Here is a 24092-nt window from a genome sequence, read left to right as displayed (position 1 = left end):
ACGCAAGAGGCGCAACCCTTCCCCCTTCCGCGCACCCGCGCGCGGCAGTCTTCAGTCCGGGAAAGCGGCATCGCGGCTAACCACTTCCACCCGGTGCGATTTTTCTATAGATTACCAATGCGGTTATTTCCGGGGCGACTCAATTAAAGCCGGGTCAATGGCTGTGAGGCGCGCCTGCATCAATGGGAGAGAGCCTGTGCCGATTGCGATCGCCATCGCCCTGCTGGTGTTTGGTTCGGTCGCATTTCACCTGTTCAGCCCATGGTGGCGGACGCCGATCGCTTCCAATTGGGGCTCCATTGATTCCGCGCTGGACGTAACGCTCTGGATTTGCGCGGCGGCCTTCATCATCCTCAACCTGTTCCTGGCCTGGGTGCTGGTCCGCTACCGACATCGCACCGGACACAAGGCGCATTATGAGCCGGAAAACGCCTCATTGGAGAAAAGGCTGACGCTCTGGACGGCGATCGGCATCGCGGGGATGCTGGCTCCCGGCCTCGCCGCATGGGGCCGCTATGTTTCCGTGCCGCAGGACGCCACTGTCATTGAGGCGGTGGGGCAGCAGTGGCAGTGGTCCTTCCGCTATCCCGGACCCGATGGCGTGCTGGGCGCAGCGGCGGTCAAATATGTGACGCCTGACAACGCGCTCGGCCTCGATCCCCTGGACCCGTTCGGACGCGATGATGTGCTCATAGAGGCGGGTGACCTGCATCTGCCGCTGGGCAAGCCGGTCAAGATGGTGCTGCGGTCCAGGGATGTGCTGCACGACTTCTATGTGCCGGAGTTCCGGGCAAAGATGGATTTGGTGCCCGGCATCGTCACCTATTTCTGGATGACCCCGACCAAGGTGGGCGCGTTCGACATCCTCTGTGCCGAACTGTGCGGCACGGGCCACCATGAAATGCGCGGGCGCGTGGTGGTGGAGTCGCCCAAGGCTTTCGCCGCCTGGCAAGCGCAGCAGACGAGCTTTGGACAAATCCTGGCCGAAACGCCGCCTGCCGCCATGTCCATCCTGCTGATCAAGGCCAATGCCTGCAGCGTCCCCGCGTCCTGGAGCAAGAGTTGATGGCTACCACCCTGGCTGACGACCTGCGGCCGCTGCATCATCCCCACAGTTGGGTCACCAGATATGTCTGGAGCCAGGATCATAAGGTCATTGCCATCCAATATAGCCTGACCGCCATCGCGATCGGGCTGGTGGCACTGGTGCTGTCCGCGCTTATGCGGCTGCAACTCGGCTTTCCCGGCGCCTTCCCCGCGATCCAGCCCGACAATTACCTCCAGTTCGTGTCGATGCATGGCATGATCATGGTCGTCTATCTGCTGACGGCGCTGCTGCTGGGGGGATTTGGCAATTATCTCATCCCGCTGATGATCGGCGCGCGGGACATGGTGTTCCCGTTCGTCAACATGCTGAGCTACTGGCTCTACCTGCTGTCGGTCATCGTGCTCGTATCGGGCTTTTTCGTTCCGGGCGGCCCCACGGGCGCGGGCTGGACGCTCTATCCCCCGCAGGCGATCAGTGAGGGAACCCCCGGCCACCAATGGGGCATCGCCACCATGCTGGTGAGCCTCGCCATATTCGTGGCCGCCTTCACCATGGGCGGGCTCAACTATGTGACGACGGTGCTGCAAGCGCGCACGAAGGGCATGACGCTGATGCGGATGCCGCTATCGGTATGGGGCATCTTCACCGCATCCATTATGGGCCTGCTCGCCTTCCCGGCGCTGTTCGTCGCGGCGATCATGATGCTGTTCGACCATTTCGCGGGCACCAGTTTCTTCATGCCGACGATGCAGTCGATGGGAGCCATCACCCCCACGGAGGGAGGAAGCCCCCTCCTCTTCCAGCATCTCTTCTGGTTCTTCGGCCATCCTGAAGTCTATATCGTCGCCCTGCCGGCCTTCGGCATCGTATCGGACCTGATCAGCGTCCACGCCCGGCGCAACATCTTCGGTTATCGCATGATGGTGTGGGCGATCGTCATCATCGGCGCCCTGAGCTTTCTCGTTTGGGCGCATCATATGTATGTGAGCGGGATGAACCCCTATTTCGGGTTCTTCTTCGCGACATCGACGCTGATCATCGCGATCCCCACCGCGATCAAGGTCTATAACTGGCTGCTGACCTTGTGGCGCGGCGACATTCATCTGCGCGTGCCGATGCTGTTCGCGATCGCCTTCATCTTCACCTTCATCCATGGCGGGCTGTCGGGACTATTCCTGGGCAATGTCAGCGTCGACGTCCCGCTGTCCGATACCTTCTTCGTCGTCGCGCACTTCCACATGGTCATGGGCGTGTCGCCAGTGCTGGTGATCTTCGGCGCAATCTATCACTGGTATCCCAAGATCTTCGGCCGGATGTGGAACGAGACTTTGGGCAAGCTCCACTTCTGGATCACATTCCTTGGCGTGTACGCGATTTTCCTGCCGATGCATTATCTGGGCATATTGGGCGTGCCGCGCCGTTATTATGCGTTGGGCGAAGCGGGGTTCATCCCGCCGTCGGTGCATCTGGCCAATGAATGGATCAGCATTGCGGCACTGATCGTCTTTGCTGCGCAGGGATTATTCTTCTTCAACATGATCTGGAGCCGTTTTTGGGGACCGCGCGCAGACCCGAACCCGTGGGGCGCGGCGAGCCTGGAGTGGCAAACGCCGCAGACGCCGCCAGCACATGGCAATTGGGGACCGGCCCTGCCCACCGTCTATCGCTGGCCCTATGATTATAGCGTGCCGGGCGCGCCTCGCGACTTCATCCCCCAGACGGAGCCGCGCTCATGACGATCCTCTCGCGCCTTGCGGAGAGAAGCTGGGAACCGGCGAGCGATCGTGACCCGGCGTCTCCATCCGCGAGCCGCCCGTCCGCCGGGAGCGTGGGGCTCCGCGTCTATTTCGCCGTTGCGCTGGTCATGTTCTCGCTACTGGGCGCGGCCTATTTCATGCGCATGGGGCTGCACGCCGCCATGGGGCATGCGGACGACTGGGTCGCCATGCCCGACCCGCCGCTGCTCTGGGTCAATAGCGGGATATTGGTCGCGAGCAGCATAGCATGGGAGATCGCGCGCCGATCCAACGTAACTGGACGGGCGGCGCGCGCTTCACTGGCGGGCGCCTTGCTCGGGTTGGCATTCCTCTTCGGTCAATGGCTGCTGTGGCGTCACTATCTTGGCGACGGCTATTATCTGTCGTCCAATCCGGCCAACGCCTTCTTCTATCTGCTGACGGCGCTTCACGGTCTCCACATCGCCGGAGGCCTGGTAGCCGCCGCCTGGGTGCTGACGGAGCGAAACCCCGCCCATGTCCGCCTTTGCGCCGTCTACTGGCATTTCCTGCTGTTCATCTGGATTTTGATCGCCGCCCTGCTCGTATCGACATGAGGTCCATCACCATGGCTCACACGGTGCCCGACGGAAGAGACAAGGAGATTATCACTCCCGCTTTGCGGGAGATTGTCGCCGACTGGTCCGCCGATCAGGAAGTCTTCCGCCACACCCATTGGGGCAAGGCGATGATGTGGATCTTCCTGCTCTCGGACACATTCATATTTTCCTGCTTCCTGACAGGTTACATGACAATGCGGGCGTCGGCGGTCGAGCCCTGGCCCAATACAGCGGAAGTCTTCGCGCTCAATATCGGCGGGCACGACATTCCGCTGGTCCTGATCGCGATCATGACATTCGCGCTTATCAGTTCCAGCGGCACCATGGCGATGGCGGTCAATTTCGGTTACCGGCGCGATCGGCGGAAGACAGCTATCCTCATGCTGCTGACGGCGCTGTTCGGCCTGACTTTCCTCTCGATGCAAGCGTTCGAATGGAGCAAGCTGATCTTCGAGGAAGGCGTGCGCCCCTGGAGCAATCCGATGGGCGCGCCGCAATTTGGCGCAAGTTTCTTCATGATCACCGGCTTCCACGGCCTGCATGTGACCTGCGGCGTCATCCTGCTGCTGATCATCGCGTCCAAGGTGGCGCGCGGACATTATGACAGGACGGGCGACTATAGCCCGGTAGAGATCGCGGGGCTCTACTGGCATTTCGTCGACCTCGTCTGGGTCTTTATCTTCGCCTTCTTCTACCTTTGGTGATGTCCATGAAGCATGAGATACCCGGCAGCGATAGCTCCATAGTCCATGAAGGGCAGCATCATCCGATCAGCCTCTACCTGAAGGTCTGGGGCTATCTCTTCGTGCTGAGCGCCATGTCCTACATGGTCGATTATATGCATGTGCAGGGGATCGTCCGCTGGACGCTGATCATCCTGTTCATGCTGCTGAAGGCCGGGCTGATCCTGTCCATTTTCATGCATCTCGCCTGGGAAAGGCTGTCGCTGATCTACGCGATCCTCGTGCCGCCGCTGCTGCTGCTGGTGCTGGTGCGGATCATGACGATCGAGGCGGATTATGCCTATTGGACGCGCGCGATCTTCATGGGTGGGGGAGGATGAAGCCATGAACCGGATGCGCTGGCTGGTGACGGGGCTGTGCGTCGTGGGGGCCACGGGTGCACTCTGGAGCTTCAACTGGTTTGCGGGGCGGCTTTATCCAGATGCCAACGCAGGCTCGCTCGCCTACAAGCCCGCCGACGACATGCCGCCGCGCGTGGACATGGCGTCGGTGCAGCGGGACTGGCCATCCAGCCTTGGCGACCCGGGCGAGGGCAACCGCCTGATCGCCTATCACCGGGATATGCGCGGCAAGTCGCCCGCGCCATCCTCTGCCGCCGCCGCTACCCCTGCGGCGGCGCCAGTCGACCTTGGCACATTGCTCGCCAGCGCGGATGCGAATGCTGGCAAGGCGAAGACGCAGCTTTGCGCCAGTTGCCACGACTTTGGCCAGGGAGGACCAAACCGCATCGGGCCTAATCTGTGGGGCGTGGTAGGGCGGCCGGTCGCCAGCCATGCGGGCTTTGCCTATTCCCCTGCGATGAAAGCGCATGGGGGCAGTTGGACCTACGACCAGCTATTCGCGTTCCTCGCCTCGCCAATGCGGGATGTGCCGGGAACGAAGATGAGCTTTGCAGGGCTTCGCCGTCCGGAAGATCGGGCGGCTGTCATCAAATATCTGGCGACGTTGGGAGGCGGAGCGCCACCCTTGCCGAAACCGGCCGCCCAAGCCGGTCAATGACCTGTCCGACACCCGCTCCCGAAAAGTGGAGCAGGTGTCGTCAGCGCAACCTCAGCGCACGACCGCGCGCGTGTAGAGATGCCAGGTCGAATATCCCAGCAGCGGCAGCACGACGGCCAGTCCGACGAGCCCCGGCAATGCGCCCAGGATCAGTAGCCCCACCACGATCAGCCCCCAGGCTGCTACGGTCACGGGACTGGCCCGAGCCACCCGAACCGAAGTCCGCAGCGCGTTGCCCCAACTGACCTTTTTATCGATGATCATCGGGAAGGACACCACGCTGACCGCCAGCGTGACGATGGCAAAACACAGGCCGACAAGATTGCCGACGATGATCATCTGCCAGCCTTCGGCGGTTCCGAACACCGCGCTCACAAAGGCCCCGAAGGATGAAACGACTTCAGGTCCGAACCTGCCAACGGTCGAATTATAGATGAACCAGGCGGCGGCCAGCCACCCCAGGAACAGCAAGGCCGTAATGCTGGTGAGGTCGAACAGCGACGGTGCCGACGGCCCCCGGACCACGTCCAGGAAATGGCGCCAGCGGGAATCCAGTCCATGTTCCCGGCGCCGGGCGAGTTCATAAAAGCCGCTGGCCAAGGCAGGGCTGAACAGGACGGAGCCCGCCAGCAGGGGAAACAGCAGCGGCAGGATCGACACGCGGCTGGCGATCAGAATGGCGAACAGCACGACAACCGGATAGATCAGCCCAATGAACACCAGATCGCCGCGCTTGGCCTGGAAATCTTCCCAGCCCTGTCGCAGCGAGATACGCAGATCATCAAAGCCGATCTTGCGGATTTCATAATCGTCCCGATTGGAAGCCAGATCAGCTGGATGCGTAATCGCCATGGTCGCTCTCCCTTCGCGAAGTCACCATGACGGACGCTCAACCTTCAATCCTCAGTCGGGACCGGTGACGGGGGCAGCCTTTCGACCTGCGCAGCGCATCGTCTCGGCATGAGGGACGCCTCATGGCCAACAGCGGCAGATTACACCAAAGCGTAATGGAGCGGAACCAAAAAGCAGTCTATCCTGCCCTGGGAGCCGTCCTGACGAGCCTTCAGTGATCGCTTTTATCGATCATCATGACCAATCTTAATCGCTTCCTTAGCTAGCAGGCCGGGTTTAGCCTGCCCTCTGTACTCAAAGGAGCCAAAATCATGGACGCGAAAACTGGTGGAAGCCCGCTGGGCTGCCCGATGAAGGAGCCAGCTGCGCTGCGGTCATTGCTGGGGCGCACCAACCGCGACTGGTGGCCCAATCAATTGTCCCTCGAAATCCTTCATCAAGATGGCGCGCACGCCAATCCGATGGGCGAGTCCTTCGACTATGCGAAGGAATTCGCATCGCTCGACCTGGAAGCGGTCAAGAAAGACCTCCACGCCCTGATGACCGACAGCCAGCCCTGGTGGCCCGCTGATTATGGGCATTATGGCCCTTTCTTCATCCGCATGGCCTGGCACAGCGCGGGCACCTATCGCACGGGCGACGGGCGCGGCGGCGCATCTTCGGGCGGGCAGCGTTTCGCGCCGCTCAACAGCTGGCCTGACAATGCCAATCTGGACAAGGCGCGCCGCCTGCTGTGGCCGATTAAGCAGAAATATGGCCGCAAACTGTCCTGGGCGGACCTGATGATCCTGACCGGCAACGTCGCCATTGAGTCGATGGGCGGTCCCGTCTTCGGCTTCGGCGGCGGGCGCGAGGATGTGTGGGAACCGGAAAAGGACATCTACTGGGGCACGGAAGAACAGTGGGTCGGCAATCCCGACAACCAGACCCGCATCCAGCCCGACAAGGAAATGGCGCTGGAAAATCCCCTCGCGGCGATCCAGATGGGCCTCATCTACGTTAATCCAGAAGGACCGGGCGGCAACCCCGATCCGCTCCAATCCGCGCGCGACATCCGCGAAACCTTTGCGCGCATGGGTATGAATGACGAAGAGACGCTGGCGCTGACCGCTGGCGGCCACACCTTCGGCAAGGCGCATGGCGCGGGCGATGCGTCGAAGATCGGGGCAGAGCCCGAAGGCGCGGACATCGCGCAGCAGGGCCTTGGCTGGCAGAGCGGACATGAAAGCGGCGTTGGCGATCATACGATCACCAGCGGCATCGAGGGCGCGTGGACGCCCACCCCGATCCAGTGGGACATGAGCTTCTTCCACATGCTGCTCGACTATGACTATGAGCTGGTGAAGAGCCCGGCGGGCGCGCATCAGTGGCAGCCCATCAATCAGAAGCCGGAGGATATGGCGCCGGGCGCGCACAGCCCCGACAGGCGGCTGCCGACGATGATGACCACGGCGGACATGGCGTTCAAGGAAGACCCGGAATATCGCAAGATCGCCGAACGCTTCCGCCATGATCCGGACGCTTTCGCCGACGCCTTCGCGCGCGCCTGGTTCAAGCTGTGCCATCGCGATATGGGACCCAAGAGCCGCTACCTCGGGAGCGATGTTCCTGCCGAGGACCTGATCTGGCAGGACCCGATCCCGGCGGCGGACTATGCCCAGATCGAGGAAGCCGACATCGCCGCGCTGAAGCAGGAGATCGCGTCGTCCGGGCTGACCGTATCGGAACTGGTGCAGACGGCATGGGCGTCGGCATCCACTTTCCGGGGATCGGACAAGCGCGGCGGCGCCAATGGCGGACGCATCCGGCTCGCGCCGCAGAAGAATTGGGAGGTGAACCAGCCCGATCAGTTGGCCCGGGTGCTGGGTGTGATGGAAGGTATCAAGGCTAGGTTCGATGGCGCAGCTTCCGGCGGCAAGAAGGTCAGCATCGCCGACCTCATCGTGCTGGGCGGCTCTGTCGGCATCGAAAAGGCGGCGAAGGATGCGGGGCATGATGTGACCGTGCCCTTCACGCCGGGCCGCACCGACGCATTGCAAGAGCAGACCGATGTCGATGGCTTTGCCGTGCTGGAACCGAAGGTGGACGGGTTCCGCAACTATCTGCCAGTCAGCTATCGCGTGCCGGTGGAGGAACTGCTGATCGACCGCGCCAACCTGCTGCGGCTCAGCGCGCCACAAATGACGGTGCTGGTCGGCGGGTTGCGGGTGCTGGGCGTCAATCATGGCGGATCGAAGCATGGCGTATTCACTGATCGGCCGGGACAGCTCACCAACGACTTCTTCGTCAACCTGCTCGATATGGGCACGGCGTGGAAGGCAGAAAGCGATAAGGGCGACGTGTTCGTCGGCAGCTGCCGCAAATCTGGCGAACGGAAGTGGACGGGCACGCGCGTCGATCTGGTCTTTGGATCGAACTCACAGCTTCGCGCGCTGTCGGAAGTATATGCGTCGGCCGATGCAGGGCGCAAGTTCGTCGATGACTTCGTCGCGGCATGGGTCAAGGTGATGGACGCCGACCGGTTCGACCTGAAACGATCGGCACTAACCGCCACCGCCTGAACACAAGGCCGCCGCAGCTTTCATGAGGAAGCTGCGGCGGCCAATTTCATCTAACCTCAGTGAAGGTCGCGGCGGCCATAATCCGTGTCGCCAAAGCGGCTGGGCCGCGTCATGTGGGACATGCCGTCAGGTTCGCCAGGTTCGTGCACCAGTTCTTCGAAGAGAGCGCGATAATGGATCATCGCCTGACGCAGATCCTCGGTATCGGCTTCTCCGCGGGCGTGACGTATGGCGATGTCATGGGCCGAGCGATAATTCTGCACGACTTCCGGGTGATAAACGGACAAGTCGGCTGAACGCCTGTCGAAATCGACGATGGGATAGCCGCGCGCCTCCATTACTTCGGTCAGCAGCACGTCAGCGCGTGACACCGCACCTTGAGGATCATCAACGAACTGGTTCTGGACCTTCATCCAGCCATCGGTGAACATGTCGGTTTGCTGCGGGGAAAGTCGGCGCAGCGAAAAGCTGGCCACACGCTTTTCCCGTTCCTGCAATTCTGCTTCCGCCTTGCGGGAGCTGCCCGCCTCCTCGACGGTGCGGTCATATTCAGACCCGAATTTCGATCGCAGATTGGCATGCTGCCGGTTGCGCATGATCAGCACGGCTAATCCGGCCAGCAGGACAAGGACGACCAGCCCAAGGCCGATCTCCAGCGGAGTGAGCGTCACCATGACATCTCCTTGGCCTGTTTTTAAGGCCGTTTATGACGCCCGCCGCCGATGTTGTTAACCGGGGTGAAGGGGCTTTGTTCCCGCAGGACGAAGACGAGGAAATCGAAGCGGAGGGAACGATGCGCCGCGCCACCGGTTGCCCTCACTCCCTGTCAGGAGTGGCTCCCATGCATATCGAAACCCGCGAAGGTCATGTCATCCATGTGAAGGACATGGGGTCGGGCCACCCGGTGATCCTGATCCACGGCTGGCCCCTGACCGGCGACATGTGGGAATATCAGACGCTTGCGCTGCTGGAGTCGGGCTATCGCGTGATCACTTACGATCGTCGCGGTTTCGGGCAATCGGGTCATCCCGCCGATGGCTATAATTACGATGTTTTCGCGGATGATCTCGCGGCCGTCATTGATAGGGTGGGCGCGGCCAAGGTCTCCCTCGTCGGATTTTCCATGGGAGGCGGCGAAATCGCCCGATACTTGTCGCGCTATGGTTCGGCGAAGGTGGACCGGGTAGCGCTGATCAGCTCTGTCGTGCCGTATCTTCTGAAGGATGACAGCAATCCCGACGGTGTCGACGAATCGGCACTGGACCAGATGCAGGCGCAGGTGCGCGAAGACCGTTTCGCTTTCCTGCAGAGCTTCGCCAAGACCTTCTACGGCATTGGCCTCGTTTCCAAACCCGTCAGCAGCGCGCTGCTCGATTGGACCTTCATGCTGGCGATCATGGCGAGCCCCAAGGCGACGATCGATTGCATCCACGCCTTTGGCCGAACCGATTTCCGGCCCGACCTGGGCGCGTTCACCATACCGACGCTGATCATCCACGGGACGAGCGACAAGACGGTGCCGATCGATCCGACCGGGCGAGCGGCGGCCGCTGCGATACCGGGGGCGCAGCTCATCGAATATGATGGCGAACCGCATGGCCTGTTCGCCACTGCGCCGGATCGGTTGAACGCCGATCTGCTGAGCTTCCTCGCGCAATAACTGCAGCGCTCGTCATGCAGAAGATAAATCCGTTCGGCCTTATCATGGACAGCTGGCAACTGGGGCTGGAGGCCTGGACCGTGATCGGCCTCAGGATACCCAGGCTGCTGGCAGGCAACCCGGCCGCAGCGCGGGAAGCGCATCTCATGATCGCAGAGAAGATCGAAGCGATAGGCGTGCTGCAATGGAGGGCGATGACTGGCGATCTGGGGACCAGCCCCGATGCCGCGATGCGCAGCGCGGTCGCCCATTATCGCAAGGCCGTTGGCCGCAATCGACGACGTCTCGCCCGGCGGAGAAAATGACCCAGCCAAGCCTGTTCGACGCGCCCCTGATCCCCGGACTGGATTATCGCGAGGATATGCTGACCCGCGATGAGGAAGCGATGCTCATCATGAAGATGGACGCGCTGCCCCTGTCGCCGTTTCGTTTTCAAGGATGGACCGGAAAGCGGCTGACGCTATCGCTCGGGTGGACTTATGATTTTGACAATGGCCGCTTTGGCCCAAGCGACCCTATTCCGCCATGGCTTCAACCAATCAAGGCGCGCGCTGCCCGGTTTGCGGGCGTGGCAGATGCCGACCTGGTGCAGGCATTGTTGATCCGATACGATCCAGGGGCGGGCATAGGCTGGCACAGGGACCGGCCGGTCTTCGAACATGTTGTCGGGATTTCATTGGGCAGTCCCACGACATTGCGCTTTCGCAGACTCACGGCGAAGGGGTTCGACCGCCTGTCCGTCCCCGTTGCCGCTCGATCCATCTATCATCTGTCCGGCGAAGCCCGGCATGAATGGGAGCATAGCATCGCGGGCGTGGACGCACCCCGCTGGTCAATCACTTTCCGTTCGCTGTCCGCCAAGGGCGCTGAGATGGCGCGCGCCGGAACCACCCGGACGGCCTTTTGATTGGACGAGTTTTTGGAAACCCTCGAACCAATCGGGTCGCGAAACGTCTTGTGAAAAGCCATGAGGATCGCGACCTATAATGTGAATGGCGTGAACGGGCGCCTACCGGTGCTGCTGCGGTGGCTGGAGCAGGCTGAGCCCGACATTATATGCTTGCAGGAGTTGAAGGCTCCGCAGGAGAATTTTCCCGAGCGCGCCATCCGGGACGCGGGATATGACGCAGTTTGGCACGGGCAGAGCCGGTGGAATGGCGTCGCTATCCTGAGCCGGGTTGGCGCCATCCATGAAACCCGGCGCGGATTGCCCGGCGATCCGAATGATGTGCAGAGCCGCTATATCGAAGCGGCGGTGAACGGGATCCTGATAGCCTGCCTCTACCTTCCCAACGGCAACCCCCATCCCGGCCCCAAGTTCGACTTCAAGCTCCGCTGGTTCGATCGGCTGCACGCGCATATGGCCTCGCTCATCGACGTGGACGCGCCGGTGATCGTCGCGGGCGACTATAATGTGATGCCGACCGACCTTGACGTGTATGCGCCCGACCGGTGGCGCGACGATGCCCTGTTCGCGCCCGAGGTTCGCGCCGCCTACCAGCGCCTCCTCGATCAGGGATGGAGCGACGCGATCCGGCAGCTGCATCCCGATGAGGTGATCTACAGCTTCTGGAAATATTGGCGTGGCGCCTTTGAGCGCAATGCCGGTCTACGGATCGATCATGCGCTGCTGAACCCGGTTGCAGCTGCCAAGCTGATCGCCGCGGAGGTCGACACCCGGCCCCGCGCCTGGGAGAAGACCAGCGATCACGCGCCGGTCGTCGTCACGCTCGACTTGGGCGGAGCGAAGCCATGACGCAGGCCGAAGACCCCAAGGCTATGATCCTGCCTCTGCCGATGGAGGCGCGGCTCGTGTCCGAACTGCCATCACCACCGGGATGGCAATATGAGCCCAAATGGGACGGCTTCCGCGCCGTCGTGGGCCGCGATGGAGCGCGAGCCGACATCCGATCCAAATCCGGCAAGTCGCTGGCGCGCTTCTTTCCGGATATCATGGATGCACTGCTCGCAACGACCGAGCGCCGCTATGTGCTGGACGGCGAGTTGATCCTGCCATTGAACGGCGCGCTGTCCTTCGATGCGTTGCAACAGCGGCTGCATCCGGCGGAAAGCAGAATAGCGCGCCTGTCCCGCGAAACCCCCACGCAGTTGATGCTCTTCGACTGCCTCTCACTCGGTAAGCGCGAGTTGATGGACGCGCCGTTGCGGGAACGGCGAAAGGCACTGGAGCGCTTTCACGCGAAGGATGGGACCGAGACGCTGCTCCTGTCCCCTGCCAGCGAGCGGATAGAGGATGCCGACCGCTGGCTGGAAGGCAGCGGCGGCGCACTCGACGGGATCATCGCCAAACAACTGGACCTTCCCTATCGATCCGGCGAGCGCGCGATGATGAAGATGAAAAATTATCGCAGCGCGGACTGTGTGGTTGGTGGTTTCCGCCGCACGGCTGATGGGCACGGCGCTGCATCCTTGCTGCTGGGCCTGTATGATGAGGCGGGCAAGCTCAACCATGTGGGCTTCACCTCCGGGTTCAAGGCGGATGAGCGGCCTCTTCTGTTGCAACGCCTTGAGCCGATTGCGGGAGGCTCCGGCTTCACCGGCAAGGCGCCGGGTGGGCCAAGCCGCTGGAACAAGGGCGAGGAAAGCGTCTGGGAGCCTCTAGCTCCGAAACTAGTTATGGAAGTGATCTATGATCAGGTGACCTGCGGGCGCTTTCGCCATGGCACGCGCTTTTTGCGCTGGCGGCCCGACAAGGCGCCGCACCAATGCACATGTGATCAGTTGCAGATGGAGCTGCGCCCGGCCGAGATCGATCAATTGCTTGGCGGTTGAGTGAACTGCCAAAACCCCGGTCGACGCGCTTTTGTCCCAGTAAACACCCTCATACTGATCCCTGTTAGGCATTTTTGAGGGAACGCCGCGCTCTCCCCCGAATTGAACAGGGGTACAATCAGGAGAGTATTTTCCGTGGCTACCCGTTTCGTCGCACCCGAGTGCGCATCGCAATTTCTTCAACAAAGTTTTCAGGAACGCCTCAGTCATTGGAACCGGCAACGTCTTGCCCCCTCCTATCCGGAGGATTGGGAAAGCCGGTTCCGCCAGGACGAAGCCATGCTGCGGCTGGAGCATGGCTTTGTGGAAGAACTGCGCGCCATGGTGCGCGACCGCGCGGCGCAGGCGCCAACCGATCCCGAAGGCTTCATCCAATGGTTCGAGGCGCTGGAGCAGACTGGCCCCGGCCAGCATGACGCGCTGTTTCCCTGGCTCGCCGACCATGCGTCGCGGGACGAAATACGCTGGTTCCTGACGCAGGAAGCGGCCGGTGAAGCTGGCTTTGACGATCTCGTCGCCCTGACGCAGGTGAAGCTCCCCGACTCCGCCAAGCTGGAGCTTGCGCGCAACTATTGGGACGAGATGGGGCGCGGCCAGGAAAAGGGCATGCATGGCCCCATGCTGGCGCAGTTGGTCACGACGTTGGAACTGACGCCGACTATCGAGACCACTGTCTGGGAAAGCCTGGCGCTCGCCAACGCCATGACCGCGATGGCGACGCAGCGCTGCTATGCCTGGCACAGCGTCGGCGCGTTGGGCGCGATCGAACTGACCGCGCCGGGCCGATCGGCGCACACCGCGCGCGCCTTGCGACGAATTGGGCTCAGCCAGTCGGAGCGACGATATTTTGATCTGCATGCGGTGCTGGACGTCAAACATAGCCGCGACTGGAACGAGCTGGCGATCAAGCCGCTGGTGGCGGAGGACCCTCGCCGCGCCGTCGCAATCGCGGAAGGCGCGTTGATGCGCCTTAGCTGCGGCGAGCGCTGCTTCAACCGCTATCGAAGCCATTTCGGGCTGGAGCAAGGATAATGGCGCGATCCAACGGCCGCATCCTGATTGTTGAGGACGACCCGCTGCTGGCTGGCATGATGGTCGATTTGCTGCTGGCGGAAGATTACGAAGTGGACGGCCCCCACGCCAGCATCAGCGACGGCATGGCCGCGCTAGCCACGCATATGCCCGATGGCGCGGTGGTTGATCTGCATCATCCCAGCCGTAGCGTGAGCCTCTTGAAGGACGATCTTGAGACCTATGCCATCCCGTTGCTGGAAGGAGAGGATAGCGAGGTTCAGGATCTTCAAAGACGCTTGCTACCTTGGCTTCGGCATATGCGGCATTGAGGACGCGCGGGATAAGCAACTCTTGTCCCGCGCCATATCGCGGCTATGACCCTGCATCGTGATCGAAGCAGGAGAAGGCATGGGTCCCATCATCGGGAAAGTCATTCGTGGAGCGGGCATCGGGCTGCTGTTTCTCGTAATCGCCTTGTGCCTTGCGATCACGATCATCCCGCCTTTTCTCGACCGCATCTATTATGACGGGCCGGTCAGCGGCCATTATGACGGCGAGCACTTCTTCAATCCCGATGGCGAGATCGAGTTTTCCGGTCCTCCGGGGACGAACCGCCGGGGCTTTCTCCTTCGCTGGTTGACGGGGCAGGACGAGCGCCCCGAATGGCCGCTGACGGTTGCAGTAAAGCCCACCCGCCCGCCAGCCTTCGCCGCGCCGCGCGGCATGGTGGCGACATGGGTCGGCCATGCCACGGTGCTGGTGCAGGCAGCGGGGGTCAATATCCTTACCGACCCCACCTGGTCCGACTATGCGAGCCCCTTCCCACCTTTAGGACCAAAGCGGGTCGCGCAGCCGGGAATCCGGATGGATGATCTGCCGAAGATCGACCTGATCATCGTCAGCCACAATCATTATGACCATATGGACATCCCCACGCTCAAGAAGCTGTGGGAACGAGATCGGCCCAAGATCATCGTCAGCCTGGGCAATGAGCGCATCCTGAAGGACAATGGCATTCCGGCGATCGCGCTGGATTGGGGCCAATCCGTGACGGGGGCTGCCCTCAACAATCTGGGGACCCAAACGGTCATCCAGTGTGAAAATTACGAACATTGCCCAGACTATCGCGTCCATGTGCTGCGCAATCATCATTGGAGCAGCCGGTGGGGCACTGATCGCAACCGCGCATTATGGTCGAGTTTCCTCATCGAAACGCGCGCGGGCAACATCTTCTTCGCGGGCGACACGGGGGCTGGCGACATGGCATGGCCCACCGAAGCGGCGCGGTTCGGCCCGATCCGGCTCGCGATGATCCCGATCGGCGCCTTCCGCTTCTGGCCGGGGCAGATGGAGGCGGACTCCCACATCGGGCCGCAGCGCGCGGTCGAGGTGTTCGAAAAGCTCAAGGCATCGACTGCCATCCCCATCCATTGGGGCACATTCCGGCTGTCTTATGAAAAATGGGACACACCGCCCCGCATGCTGGAGCTTTTCCTGAAATGCGAAGGCATAGAGCGACAGCACTTTGCACCATTGCGGATCGGCCAGTCTGTCCAGGTGCCCGCCTATTCCGCCGTGCCGCATAGTCCAAAACGATGCGACCAACGCGCCATCCGGGCATTGCAATAGGTCAGGCGGGAGGCCCTGCTTCCAGCATCGCGCACCAATTGTCCGTCGTCATCGCCGTGAGATATTCGGCCTGCATATCGGCCGTCAGCATCTCCACCATCTGCCGCCCTTCGATCCACAATTCGATCACGCCGAACACGCCGCCACGCTTGCGATATTTGGCGGGCCAGCCTTCGCGCTCCGCGATCGCCATGATCTCTTCGCGGGACAGGGGCGTGGCCAGCGCGGCATGTGTCGCGGTGTAACGGGTTTCGCCCGTTCGTTCCCCGAAGCCATCGGCGTCGCCTTCCTCCTCGCGCAAGACGGTGTCGATCGGATAGACCTCTATGGCGGTGCCCCGGTCATCGCCAGCCATGGCGATCCAACTTCCCGGCGTCACGGGCGGGAAATAGAGCGCCTCGCCGCGCCACATTTCAGCAATAACCTCCGCAACATGCTTTGGATCATGCGCGGCAATCGAAAGATGAAAGAGCATGTCTCGACTCTCCGACATTCTGATGGATGCCGGGCGCGACAATGGCACAGAATCCCGTCGTCAGCATTGGAGATTCCGGACAGGAGACCCTCCGCTGGCAGGCAGCGGAGGGTTTCTTAAGACAGGCTGTTCAGGCCTTGCTGCACTCTCCGGTGCGTTTGCCGGTTACGTCATGGGTGGTGCGCAATACGGGGCTACCTGCGGCGGTCTTCGTCATGGTGCTGCCCAGCGTCAGCGTATCGGCGGTGTAGTTGCCCTCCAGCACGATTTCCGATGTCGCCCCGCCGGACTTGCAGGACAAGGTCGCGATCAACCGCCCTTTGCGCAGCAGCTTGTCCTTATAGGTGCAATCCTTGCCCTCATCCCCTGCCAGGGCATCGGCATCGGGTGCCCCCTTGGCATCGACGGCGATGCACAGCTTTTCCTCGTCAACCTGTTTCAGCGCGACCTGATATTGTTCGGGCGTGACAGTCGGCGTGTTGTAGCCCGTGGTCTTGCGGGTGATCGTCCATTCGCCCCCCTTCATCACGATCGGCGCTTCGACCGCTTCGGGTGCAGGCGCCTCATTGCCGCATCCGGCCAAGCCAAGCGTCATCGCCAGCGGCAACGCCGCGATTATCGTCTTTCGCATATCCTCTTCCCCTGTTCTCTTACGGAACAGGCAGAGGCTCGCTTGGCGCGCGGCGAAGCGCAAGAGAAAAAAGCGACGCTAGCGTTTCCTGTAGGTCGGCGCGTGGAAGTCGGGCGGCTTGGCCGCGACCCAGCCGAGAAAGCGGGCGATGCCGGGATGCGCGCGAAGGGCGGCGGGATCGCCCCGCGTTCGGGCAAGCTCCACATTGCTGAGCTGCGCATGGATGGCCCGATGACAGATTGGATGGACGGGCACCGTTTCGCGCCCGCCTCGGCTTTTCGGCACCGGATGATGCCATTCAACCCGTTTGCTTAAAGGACGCGCGCAGAGCCAGCAAAAGCCCTCCGCGCCCTCCATCATATCAGGAAGCGGCGCAGTCCGCGCCAATCCACTTGCCCGTGGTCTTCGCCTTCATGCTCATGTTCATGCCGTTGGGCGCGCCGCTCATCTTCATGTCCATGTGCATTTCATAGCTTTCCGGCGCGTAGTCGCCAGACATGACGGCGTTCATCGTGCCATTTTCCGACTTGCAGGCGATCTCACCCTTCACCGACCCGCCGCTGACGTCGAAGCCCTTGTACGTGCAATCCTTGTTTTCCTGACCCGAGAACATCTTGCCGCTGGGGTTCGCCGCTTCTTCGGGAGAGACGCAATATTTGATCGATGTGCGGCTCATCATCTTCTTCATCTGCTCTTTCATCTGATCGCCACCGCCGGGCATGTTCGGCATGTCGATATCCTCGAGCGTATAGGCGCCTTCCCACTGGCCGGGCTTCAGCTGCACCTTCTGAACTTGGGCTTTCACTTCCTCGCGCGTCTGCGGTTCGCCAGAAGGCTTGTCGCCGCAGCTGGCGAGCAACAGCGTGGCAGGAATAATGACGGCCAAGGCTTTAAGCATGATCTTCCCCCGTTGATGCCGGAATGACCCGGCCTGTCTAACCATCAGCATATCAGGACAGGCATAGAATGAAAAATGGTCCTGCGGGCTATTGAGCCAGCGCCGCAGCTTCCTGCGCGCAATCGGGCGCTGTTTCCAAGGGTTTGCCGCGCAACGCCGCGACTTCCTTGCGCGCGGCGGCAAGATCGGCGGCGAAGGCGGGTTCGGCGTTGAGACGCATCACGGTGGCGGAGGCGATGACCCGCCCTTCTTCGATATCGCTCAGCCAATGCACATTGCAGATGCGGCGGCTGTCCCCAAAGGCGCGACCCCGCGCCACCAGCCTTGCCGCGCGATCGGGCATCACTTCTGCCAGGATAAGGCCATAGCCATAGCCGATGGCGCTGTGACCCGAGGGATAGGAGCCATCACGGCGCAGAAACTTTTCCCAATCCGGCGTACAGCTTGGCTTGCCATTATCCATAAAAGGTCGGGACCGCATGTATCGCTTCTTAACGTCGGCGGTGGACATGCCGAGGTCCCCCATCGCACGGGTCAGGAGGCGCGTCAGCGCGGGTGCATGGGCCTGATCGATCAGGAAGCCCGCCGCGCAGGAAAAGGCGGTCGCCGCATGGCCGGGGCGCAGGTCCGCATCGGCCTTGGCGAAATCCCAACGTGCGCTACCCTGCATCGCGACCGCTGCGGCCGCCCCTTCCCTATCGCGCGCCTCGGTCACTGATCCTGCGGCTGGCGGTGGCGGGGAGAGCAACAGGCTGTCAGGAAGCGCGCCGCCGCCAAGATAACCGCTGCCCAGTGGGTTCTTTCCCTGCATGGCCGATGGCGGCGTCTGCGCCGAACCGGCTCCGCCGGTCGTCGTCGCGCATGCCTGCAACATGGCCAGCGTGGTGAACAGGAAAATGGCCTTGCGCATCGGGTCCTCCACTATCGTCATGTGGGATGCCTGCCCCACATTGCTGTGGTGCGGGACCATGCCCATATTGCCCCGCATGTCCATTCAGATTCGCACCACGCTGGACGAGCCCGAGACCGGCGAAGGCTTCGTCCCCCACCGTCCTGCACGCCCGGAAAAGAGCGAGGGCGGCAGGCCGTTCAAGCTGGTTTCCGACTATGAACCATCGGGCGACCAGCCCACCGCCATCGCCGAACTGGTCGAACAGGCAAGGGCGGGTGAAAAGGATCAGGTGCTGTTGGGTGTCACCGGCTCTGGCAAGACCTTCACCATGGCCAAGGTGATCGAGGCGATGCAGCGGCCCGCGCTGATCCTTGCTCCCAACAAGATTCTCGCAGCGCAGCTTTACGGTGAGTTCAAGAGCTTCTTCCCGGAGAATGCGGTCGAATATTTCGTCAGCTATTACGACTATTATCAGCCCGAAGCCTATGTGGCGCGATCCGACACCTATATCGAGAAGGAGTCGAGCGTTAACGAGGCGATCGACCGGATGCGCCACTCGGCGACACGCGCTCTGCTGGAGCGGGACGATGTGATCATCGTCGCGTCGGTGTCCTGCCTCTATGGCATCGGCTCGGTCGAGACTTATTCGGCCATGACCTTCTCGATGAAGAAGGGCGGGATCGAGGATCAGCGGGAGATCATCCGCAAGCTGGTGGCGTTGCAATATAAGCGCAATGACGCGGCCTTCGCGCGCGGCAATTTCCGGGTGAAAGGGGATAATCTGGAGATTTTTCCGTCCCACTATGAGGACACAGCCTGGCGCGTCAGCTTCTTTGGCAATGAGATCGAGGAGATTGTCGAATTCGATCCGCTGACGGGCAAGAAGATCGCGACCCTCGAATATGTGAAGGTCTTTCCCAACAGCCACCATGTCACGCCGGGGCCGACGCTGAAGCAGGCGATGGAAGCGATCCGTTTCGAGCTGACCGAGCGGCTGAAAGAGTTGCAGGCCGAAGGCAAGCTTCTGGAGGCGCAGCGGCTGGAGCAGCGCACCAATTTCGATCTGGAGATGATCGCGGCCACGGGCTCGTGCGCGGGGATCGAGAATTATTCGCGCTTCCTGACAGGCCGCCTGCCCGGCGAGCCGCCGCCGACCTTGTTCGAATATCTCCCGGAAAACGCGCTACTATTCGTGGACGAAAGCCACCAGACCGTGCCGCAAATCGGTGCGATGGCGCGGGGCGACCATCGGCGCAAGATCACGCTCGCCGAATATGGCTTCCGCCTGCCAAGCTGCATCGACAACCGCCCGCTGCGTTTCAACGAATGGGATGCGATGCGGCCGCAGACGGTCAGCGTATCCGCCACGCCGGGACCATGGGAAATGGAGCAGACCGGCGGCACCTTCTCCGAACAGGTCATCCGCCCTACTGGCCTCATCGACCCGCCGGTCGAGATCAAGCCGGTGGAGGATCAGGTGGACGACCTGATCAACGAATGCCGAAAGGTGGCCGCGCAGGGCTATCGCACCCTCGTCACCACGCTGACCAAGCGCATGGCCGAGGATTTGACCGAGTTCATGCATGAGGCGGGGATCAAGGTCCGCTACATGCACAGCGACGTCGAGACGCTGGAGCGTATCGAGTTGATCCGCGACCTGCGGCTGGGTGTCTACGACGTGCTGATCGGCATCAACCTGCTACGCGAAGGTCTCGACATTCCGGAATGTGGCTTGGTCGCGATCCTCGATGCGGACAAGGAAGGCTTCCTGCGATCGGAAACATCGCTGATCCAGACCATTGGCCGCGCCGCGCGCAACGTGGATGGGCGTGTCATCCTCTACGCCGATCGCATCACCGGCAGCATGGAGCGCGCGCTCAACGAGACCAGCCGACGCCGTGAAAAGCAGCAGGCGTATAATCTGGAACATGGCATCACGCCGACCACGATCAAGCGCAACATCGGCGACATCATCGCCCATGTCGCGAGCAAGGATCAGGTCACGGTCGATACCGGGCTGGACGACCGCCCACACCTCGTCGGCCATAACCTCCGCGCCTATATCGAGGATCTCGAAAAGAAGATGCGCGCGGCCGCAGCCGACCTCGAATTCGAGGAAGCAGGCCGCATCCGCGACGAAATCCGCAAGCTGGAGGCCGAGGAGTTGGGTCTGCCCGCCGACGAGCAGGTCGCGGCGCCGCGTGGGCGGGCGACGGAAGGCAAGCCGGGGACGCGCAAGCTGCGATACGGCAAGACCCAGCGGAAGTTCGGCCGCTGACGCAAGTTCAGCATGACGAAAGGTTCGGGGCCGTTTAAGCGGGCATCATGAAGAACTTGCCTCTCGCCCGCGCTATCGCGCTTGCCGTGCCGCTGCTGCTGCTGGGCGGCGCCTACGCTTCGCAATATGTAGGCGGCCTGCATCCGTGCGAGATGTGCTGGTGGCAGCGTTATCCGCATATGGCGGCGATCCCGCTCGCGCTGATCGCCTACGCCGTGAAAAGGCGGCCCTGCGTCAGTGCGCTGTTCGCGGGGCTGGCCGGGCTGGCGATCGGAATCAGCGGCGGCATTGGCCTCTTTCATGCGGGGGTCGAATATGGCTGGTGGCAGGGGCTGACCGCCTGCTCGACCACTCCCGCGGCGGGCAACCCTGCGGACATATTGAACCAGATCATGGCGACCCCGATCACCCGTTGCGACGTCGCGCCCTGGACACTCTTCGGCATTTCGCTCGCAGGCTTCAATGGGCTCTTGTCCGGAGCCAGCGCGCTCGCCATCTTGGCCCTGCTGATCAAGTCGAGGAAAGAGGCATGAACGCGCCCAGGGATTTCCCCCGCCCCGGCCGGAAAGTGACGGCCGATGATCGCGCGGCGATGCTGCGCGTCGATCAGGCGGGCGAGTTCGGCGCGACGCGCATTTATGCCGGGCAGCTTGCCGTCCTTGGCGATCGCCACCCCGACGCGCGCGTCATCGCGGGCATGGCGGCGCAGGAAGAACGGCATCGCAAGATATTTGACGCGATGATCGCACGGCGCGGCGTCAGGCCGACCGCGCTTCGGCCGATCTGGAACGCCGCGGGCTTTGCGCTGGGCGCGGTGACCGCCGCGATCGGCCCACGCGCCGCCATGGCCTGCACCGCCGCGATCGAGACGGAGATCGACCGTCATTATGGCCAGCAGTTGACGGAATTGGCGGGCGATGACCCGGAACTTGCCGCCACCATCACGGATTTTCAGGCGGAAGAAGTCGAACATCGCGAAACCGCGATCGCCCGTGGAGCGGAGCAGGCCCCCGCCTATCCGCTGCTTTCGGGCGTCATTCGCCTGGGGTGCCGGGCTGCAATCGCGCTGTCGAAGCGGATCTGAGGAGATAAGAACGATGATGAAGACCGCGACAGCCGCTATGCTGCTGATGGCCGCGAGCACCCTGCCCGCCATGGCGCAGCAGCAGGCCGGACCCGCGCAGGAGCAGGCACCGACCGCCGCCGCCGGCACGACGGGATCGGAGCGCGTCAATCTGGTCATCGTCTATGGCGACGACGCGTGCCCGCAAAGCGCTGGCACCGACATTGTCGTTTGCGCGCGCAAGGGCGAGGAAGAACGCTACCGCATTCCCGAACCGCTGCGCGGCGATCCCAACAAGCCGAGCAATCAGGCATGGGGCGAGCGCGTGCGGTCCATGGAATATGTCGGCCGCACCGGCACGGAAAGCTGCTCGGCCACTGGCCCCGGCGGTTTCACCGGCTGCTTCAACCAGTTGGCAAGGCTTGCCAAGGCGGAACGGCAGGCGGCGGACAATGCCAGCTGGAAGGACTTGGTCGCCGCAGAGCGGGCGCGGCGGCTTTCCACCATCGATGCTGATAGCAAGGCGATCGAAGCGCGAGCCGTAGCGGAGGAAAAGGCGCAGGCCAGCCAACCGCAGCAGACTACACCGACGCAGCCCTGACGGTTGCTCCGGGCGCTTGGCGTCTGGGTAAGGCTGGCGGAATTGGGCACTCCGCCGGTGGACAGGGGCGAAAAGAGGATATCACCTATGCGCTTCCCGGTTCATGCCTTCCTCGCCATGGCCGCGCTTGCACCCATAGCCTTACTCGCCCCAGCCTGGGCCGAGCCGCCACAGCGCGTGTTCAACCTGATCGTCTATGGGAACGACCCCTGTCCCAAAGGCGAAGGCGACGAGATCGTCGTTTGCGCGCGCAAGCCTGAGTCCGAACGCTACCGCATCCCGAAGAAATTGCGCGAAAAGCCCGCCCCGTCCGGTGGGCCGGGCTGGGGTAGCCAAGTGGCCACCATGGAAGAAGTACAGCGCCAGAATCTTCCCGGCAGCTGCTCGGCGATCGGCAGCAACGGCTTCACCGGCTGCACCGCCAAGATGCTGGAACAATGGTTTGCCGAACGGCGGATGCAGGAGTCCAAGGGCGAGCCTTGAGCTTTTGATGCTCGACGATCGCCCATCCCCCTTCACCATCTGAATTTCAGATTGCGAAACTATCCGTAGCGCGGATCAGGGCATCGAGGATGCCAGGTTCATTATAGGCGTGCCCAGCGCCCTCGATCATCTCGAACCGGGCCTCAGGCCATGCCTTGTGCAGCGCCCAGGCGGTCTCGACGGGACAGGCCATGTCCTGGCGACCCTGAACGATCACGCCGGGAATGTCGCGGAGCTTGCCCGCATCACGGATGAGCTGGCCTTCCTCCAGCCAGCCGCGATGCACGAAATAATGATTTTCGATCCGCGCGAAGGCGAGTGCGAACGCATCATCCTCATGCGTGGCTGACAGTGCAGCGTCTGGCAGCAAACGGATGGTTTCGCCTTCCCATACGCTCCACGCCTTGGCCGCCGCGACTTGCGCCAAGCGATCTTCGCCCGTCAGGATACGGTGATAGGCATGAAGCAAGTCGCCACGATCCTCCTCCGCTATGGGCGCAAGGAAGCGTTCCCACTTATCTGGATAGATGCGGCTGGCACCTTCCTGATAATACCAATCGACCTCCTGCTGGCGGAGCGTGAAGACGCCGCGCAGGATCAATTCGCTGACATGGGCAGGATGGCTCTGCGCATAGGCAAGCGCCAGCGCCGATCCCCAGCTACCGCCGAAGACAAGCCATTGACCAACGCCCATCAACTCCCGCAAGCGCTCTATGTCCGCTACGAGATGCCAGGTCGTATTCGCTTCCAGCGAGGCATGCGGCGTTGAATGGCCGCAACCGCGCTGGTCGAAGAGCAAAAGATCGTAGCGATCCGGATCGAACAGGCGGCGGTGATCAGGCGAGATGCCGCCGCCCGGCCCGCCGTGGAGAAAGACCGCAGGCTTTGCCCCCGGCGTGCCGACGCGCTCCCAATAGACGGAATGATCATCGCCAACGTCGAGGTGGCCGTGAGCGTATGGGTCGATGGCAGGGTACAAAGTGCGCATGCTCTCAGCCTAGGCGAGCCGATGAGTGAAGGGAACCGCAGTGCGTGAGGGCGTCTGCTACAATTTGCGACAAATTCGCCTTGGCCTTGCCAAGATTTTGAGACAGTTCGCCCCTAGTGACGGACCATCAAGAGTTCGCTTTTTCCAAA

At 62.2% G+C, this 24092-nt stretch carries 28 protein-coding genes; 20 read left to right on the top strand and 8 right to left on the bottom strand.

From position 1 onward, the window contains the following. The first annotated feature begins 196 nt into the window (after positions 1 to 196). The 6 genes from ACZ5TH_RS12730 to ACZ5TH_RS12705 are packed head-to-tail and all read left to right on the top strand — an operon-like array spanning position 197 to position 5125. A complete protein-coding gene (locus ACZ5TH_RS12730) occupies positions 197 to 1066 on the top strand; it encodes a cytochrome c oxidase subunit II (RefSeq protein ID WP_464794134.1) in 870 nt (289 codons plus the stop codon). Beyond that, on the top strand, positions 1066 to 2784 hold the full coding sequence (locus ACZ5TH_RS12725; RefSeq protein ID WP_464771725.1) for a cytochrome c oxidase subunit I: 1719 nt from the start codon (positions 1066 to 1068) through the stop codon (positions 2782 to 2784). Before ACZ5TH_RS12730 ends, ACZ5TH_RS12725 begins: the two co-directional genes overlap by 1 nt. Next, complete coding sequence (locus tag ACZ5TH_RS12720; RefSeq protein WP_464794133.1) at positions 2781 to 3380, top strand: cytochrome c oxidase subunit 3; 600 nt, start codon at positions 2781 to 2783, stop codon at positions 3378 to 3380. Before ACZ5TH_RS12725 ends, ACZ5TH_RS12720 begins: the two co-directional genes overlap by 4 nt. A gap of 11 nt (positions 3381 to 3391) precedes the next feature. After that, the gene (locus ACZ5TH_RS12715) at positions 3392 to 4087 is read left to right on the top strand and encodes a heme-copper oxidase subunit III family protein (protein WP_464794132.1); all 696 of its coding nucleotides are present in this window, start codon (positions 3392 to 3394) and stop codon (positions 4085 to 4087) included. Positions 4088 to 4092: 5 nt separating this feature from the next. Continuing rightward, complete coding sequence (locus ACZ5TH_RS12710; protein WP_449470896.1) at positions 4093 to 4446, top strand: cytochrome C oxidase subunit IV family protein; 354 nt, start codon at positions 4093 to 4095, stop codon at positions 4444 to 4446. 4 nt (positions 4447 to 4450) lie between these two features. Continuing rightward, a complete protein-coding gene (locus ACZ5TH_RS12705) occupies positions 4451 to 5125 on the top strand; it encodes a c-type cytochrome (RefSeq protein ID WP_464794131.1) in 675 nt (224 codons plus the stop codon). A gap of 51 nt (positions 5126 to 5176) precedes the next feature. Here ACZ5TH_RS12705 and ACZ5TH_RS12700 read toward each other — a convergent pair whose 3' ends face one another. Beyond that, the gene (locus ACZ5TH_RS12700; RefSeq protein ID WP_464794130.1) at positions 5177 to 5977 is read right to left on the bottom strand and encodes a DUF2189 domain-containing protein; all 801 of its coding nucleotides are present in this window, start codon (positions 5975 to 5977) and stop codon (positions 5177 to 5179) included. Positions 5978 to 6288: 311 nt separating this feature from the next. On the opposite strand from ACZ5TH_RS12700, the gene katG reads away from it, so the two are divergent. Next, positions 6289 to 8538 carry a catalase/peroxidase HPI gene (gene katG / locus ACZ5TH_RS12695; protein ID WP_464794129.1) on the top strand — a complete coding sequence of 750 codons (2250 nt, stop codon included), beginning with the start codon at positions 6289 to 6291 and terminating at the stop codon, positions 8536 to 8538. Between the two features lie 56 nt (positions 8539 to 8594). On the opposite strand, the gene ACZ5TH_RS12690 is transcribed toward katG, so the two are convergent. Further along, positions 8595 to 9212, bottom strand: coding sequence for a hypothetical protein (locus tag ACZ5TH_RS12690; protein ID WP_196225163.1), 618 nt, complete (start codon positions 9210 to 9212; stop codon positions 8595 to 8597). A 32-nt stretch (positions 9213 to 9244) separates the two neighbouring features. Here ACZ5TH_RS12690 and ACZ5TH_RS12685 point away from each other — a divergent pair, with 32 nt between their 5' ends. The 8 genes from ACZ5TH_RS12685 to ACZ5TH_RS12650 all read left to right on the top strand — a co-directional run bounded on the left by ACZ5TH_RS12685 (position 9245) and on the right by ACZ5TH_RS12650 (position 15634). Continuing rightward, a complete protein-coding gene (locus ACZ5TH_RS12685; RefSeq protein WP_464794128.1) occupies positions 9245 to 10198 on the top strand; it encodes an alpha/beta fold hydrolase in 954 nt (317 codons plus the stop codon). Positions 10199 to 10212: 14 nt separating this feature from the next. Next, positions 10213 to 10503 carry a hypothetical protein gene (locus ACZ5TH_RS12680; protein ID WP_464794127.1) on the top strand — a complete coding sequence of 97 codons (291 nt, stop codon included), beginning with the start codon at positions 10213 to 10215 and terminating at the stop codon, positions 10501 to 10503. Beyond that, positions 10500 to 11105: an alpha-ketoglutarate-dependent dioxygenase AlkB gene (locus ACZ5TH_RS12675; protein WP_464794126.1), complete on the top strand. Its 606-nt coding sequence runs from the start codon at positions 10500 to 10502 to the stop codon at positions 11103 to 11105. Before ACZ5TH_RS12680 ends, ACZ5TH_RS12675 begins: the two co-directional genes overlap by 4 nt. A gap of 60 nt (positions 11106 to 11165) precedes the next feature. Continuing rightward, complete coding sequence (gene xth, locus ACZ5TH_RS12670) at positions 11166 to 11954, top strand: exodeoxyribonuclease III (RefSeq protein WP_464794125.1); 789 nt, start codon at positions 11166 to 11168, stop codon at positions 11952 to 11954. Next, positions 11951 to 12991 (top strand): ATP-dependent DNA ligase, encoded by a 1041-nt coding sequence (locus ACZ5TH_RS12665; RefSeq protein WP_464794124.1) that lies wholly within the window; start codon positions 11951 to 11953, stop codon positions 12989 to 12991. The genes xth and ACZ5TH_RS12665 overlap by 4 nt, the downstream gene beginning before the upstream one ends. Before the next feature lie 135 nt (positions 12992 to 13126). After that, on the top strand, positions 13127 to 14023 hold the full coding sequence (locus tag ACZ5TH_RS12660; protein WP_464794123.1) for an iron-containing redox enzyme family protein: 897 nt from the start codon (positions 13127 to 13129) through the stop codon (positions 14021 to 14023). Further along, on the top strand, positions 14023 to 14334 hold the full coding sequence (locus ACZ5TH_RS12655; RefSeq protein WP_464794122.1) for a response regulator: 312 nt from the start codon (positions 14023 to 14025) through the stop codon (positions 14332 to 14334). Before ACZ5TH_RS12660 ends, ACZ5TH_RS12655 begins: the two co-directional genes overlap by 1 nt. A 79-nt stretch (positions 14335 to 14413) precedes the next feature. Next, positions 14414 to 15634 carry an MBL fold metallo-hydrolase gene (locus tag ACZ5TH_RS12650; RefSeq protein WP_464794121.1) on the top strand — a complete coding sequence of 407 codons (1221 nt, stop codon included), beginning with the start codon at positions 14414 to 14416 and terminating at the stop codon, positions 15632 to 15634. Position 15635: 1 nt separating this feature from the next. Here ACZ5TH_RS12650 and ACZ5TH_RS12645 read toward each other — a convergent pair whose 3' ends face one another. The 5 genes from ACZ5TH_RS12645 to ACZ5TH_RS12625 all read right to left on the bottom strand — a co-directional run bounded on the left by ACZ5TH_RS12645 (position 15636) and on the right by ACZ5TH_RS12625 (position 18626). Further along, positions 15636 to 16109: a hypothetical protein gene (locus tag ACZ5TH_RS12645; RefSeq protein WP_464794120.1), complete on the bottom strand. Its 474-nt coding sequence runs from the start codon at positions 16107 to 16109 to the stop codon at positions 15636 to 15638. Positions 16110 to 16239: 130 nt separating this feature from the next. Then, complete coding sequence (locus ACZ5TH_RS12640; protein ID WP_464794119.1) at positions 16240 to 16740, bottom strand: DUF3617 domain-containing protein; 501 nt, start codon at positions 16738 to 16740, stop codon at positions 16240 to 16242. 78 nt (positions 16741 to 16818) lie between these two features. After that, positions 16819 to 17097 carry an HNH endonuclease gene (locus ACZ5TH_RS12635; RefSeq protein ID WP_464794118.1) on the bottom strand — a complete coding sequence of 93 codons (279 nt, stop codon included), beginning with the start codon at positions 17095 to 17097 and terminating at the stop codon, positions 16819 to 16821. 4 nt (positions 17098 to 17101) lie between these two features. Further along, positions 17102 to 17638, bottom strand: coding sequence for a DUF3617 domain-containing protein (locus ACZ5TH_RS12630; protein WP_464794117.1), 537 nt, complete (start codon positions 17636 to 17638; stop codon positions 17102 to 17104). 88 nt (positions 17639 to 17726) lie between these two features. After that, positions 17727 to 18626 carry an acid phosphatase gene (locus ACZ5TH_RS12625; protein WP_464794116.1) on the bottom strand — a complete coding sequence of 300 codons (900 nt, stop codon included), beginning with the start codon at positions 18624 to 18626 and terminating at the stop codon, positions 17727 to 17729. Between ACZ5TH_RS12625 and uvrB the strand changes: the two genes are divergently transcribed. The 5 genes from uvrB to ACZ5TH_RS12600 all read left to right on the top strand — a co-directional run bounded on the left by uvrB (position 18625) and on the right by ACZ5TH_RS12600 (position 22955). After that, positions 18625 to 20808, top strand: coding sequence for an excinuclease ABC subunit UvrB (gene uvrB / locus ACZ5TH_RS12620; RefSeq protein ID WP_464794115.1), 2184 nt, complete (start codon positions 18625 to 18627; stop codon positions 20806 to 20808). The genes ACZ5TH_RS12625 and uvrB overlap by 2 nt on opposite strands. A gap of 47 nt (positions 20809 to 20855) precedes the next feature. Continuing rightward, positions 20856 to 21341: a disulfide bond formation protein B gene (locus ACZ5TH_RS12615; RefSeq protein WP_464794114.1), complete on the top strand. Its 486-nt coding sequence runs from the start codon at positions 20856 to 20858 to the stop codon at positions 21339 to 21341. Further along, complete coding sequence (locus ACZ5TH_RS12610; RefSeq protein WP_464794113.1) at positions 21338 to 21892, top strand: demethoxyubiquinone hydroxylase family protein; 555 nt, start codon at positions 21338 to 21340, stop codon at positions 21890 to 21892. Before ACZ5TH_RS12615 ends, ACZ5TH_RS12610 begins: the two co-directional genes overlap by 4 nt. A 13-nt stretch (positions 21893 to 21905) precedes the next feature. After that, positions 21906 to 22472 (top strand): hypothetical protein, encoded by a 567-nt coding sequence (locus ACZ5TH_RS12605; protein WP_464771707.1) that lies wholly within the window; start codon positions 21906 to 21908, stop codon positions 22470 to 22472. 87 nt (positions 22473 to 22559) lie between these two features. Further along, complete coding sequence (locus ACZ5TH_RS12600) at positions 22560 to 22955, top strand: hypothetical protein (protein ID WP_464771706.1); 396 nt, start codon at positions 22560 to 22562, stop codon at positions 22953 to 22955. Between the two features lie 46 nt (positions 22956 to 23001). Here the strand turns inward: ACZ5TH_RS12600 and pip are convergent, their stop codons facing one another. Next, the gene (gene pip, locus ACZ5TH_RS12595; protein WP_464794112.1) at positions 23002 to 23943 is read right to left on the bottom strand and encodes a prolyl aminopeptidase; all 942 of its coding nucleotides are present in this window, start codon (positions 23941 to 23943) and stop codon (positions 23002 to 23004) included. Positions 23944 to 24092 lie beyond the last annotated feature (149 nt).

This window comes from Sphingobium sp. TomTYG73, assembly GCF_055394245.1.
The sequence above is the reverse complement of the archived record's forward strand: the minus strand, read 5'-3'. Positions and strand labels throughout refer to the sequence as shown.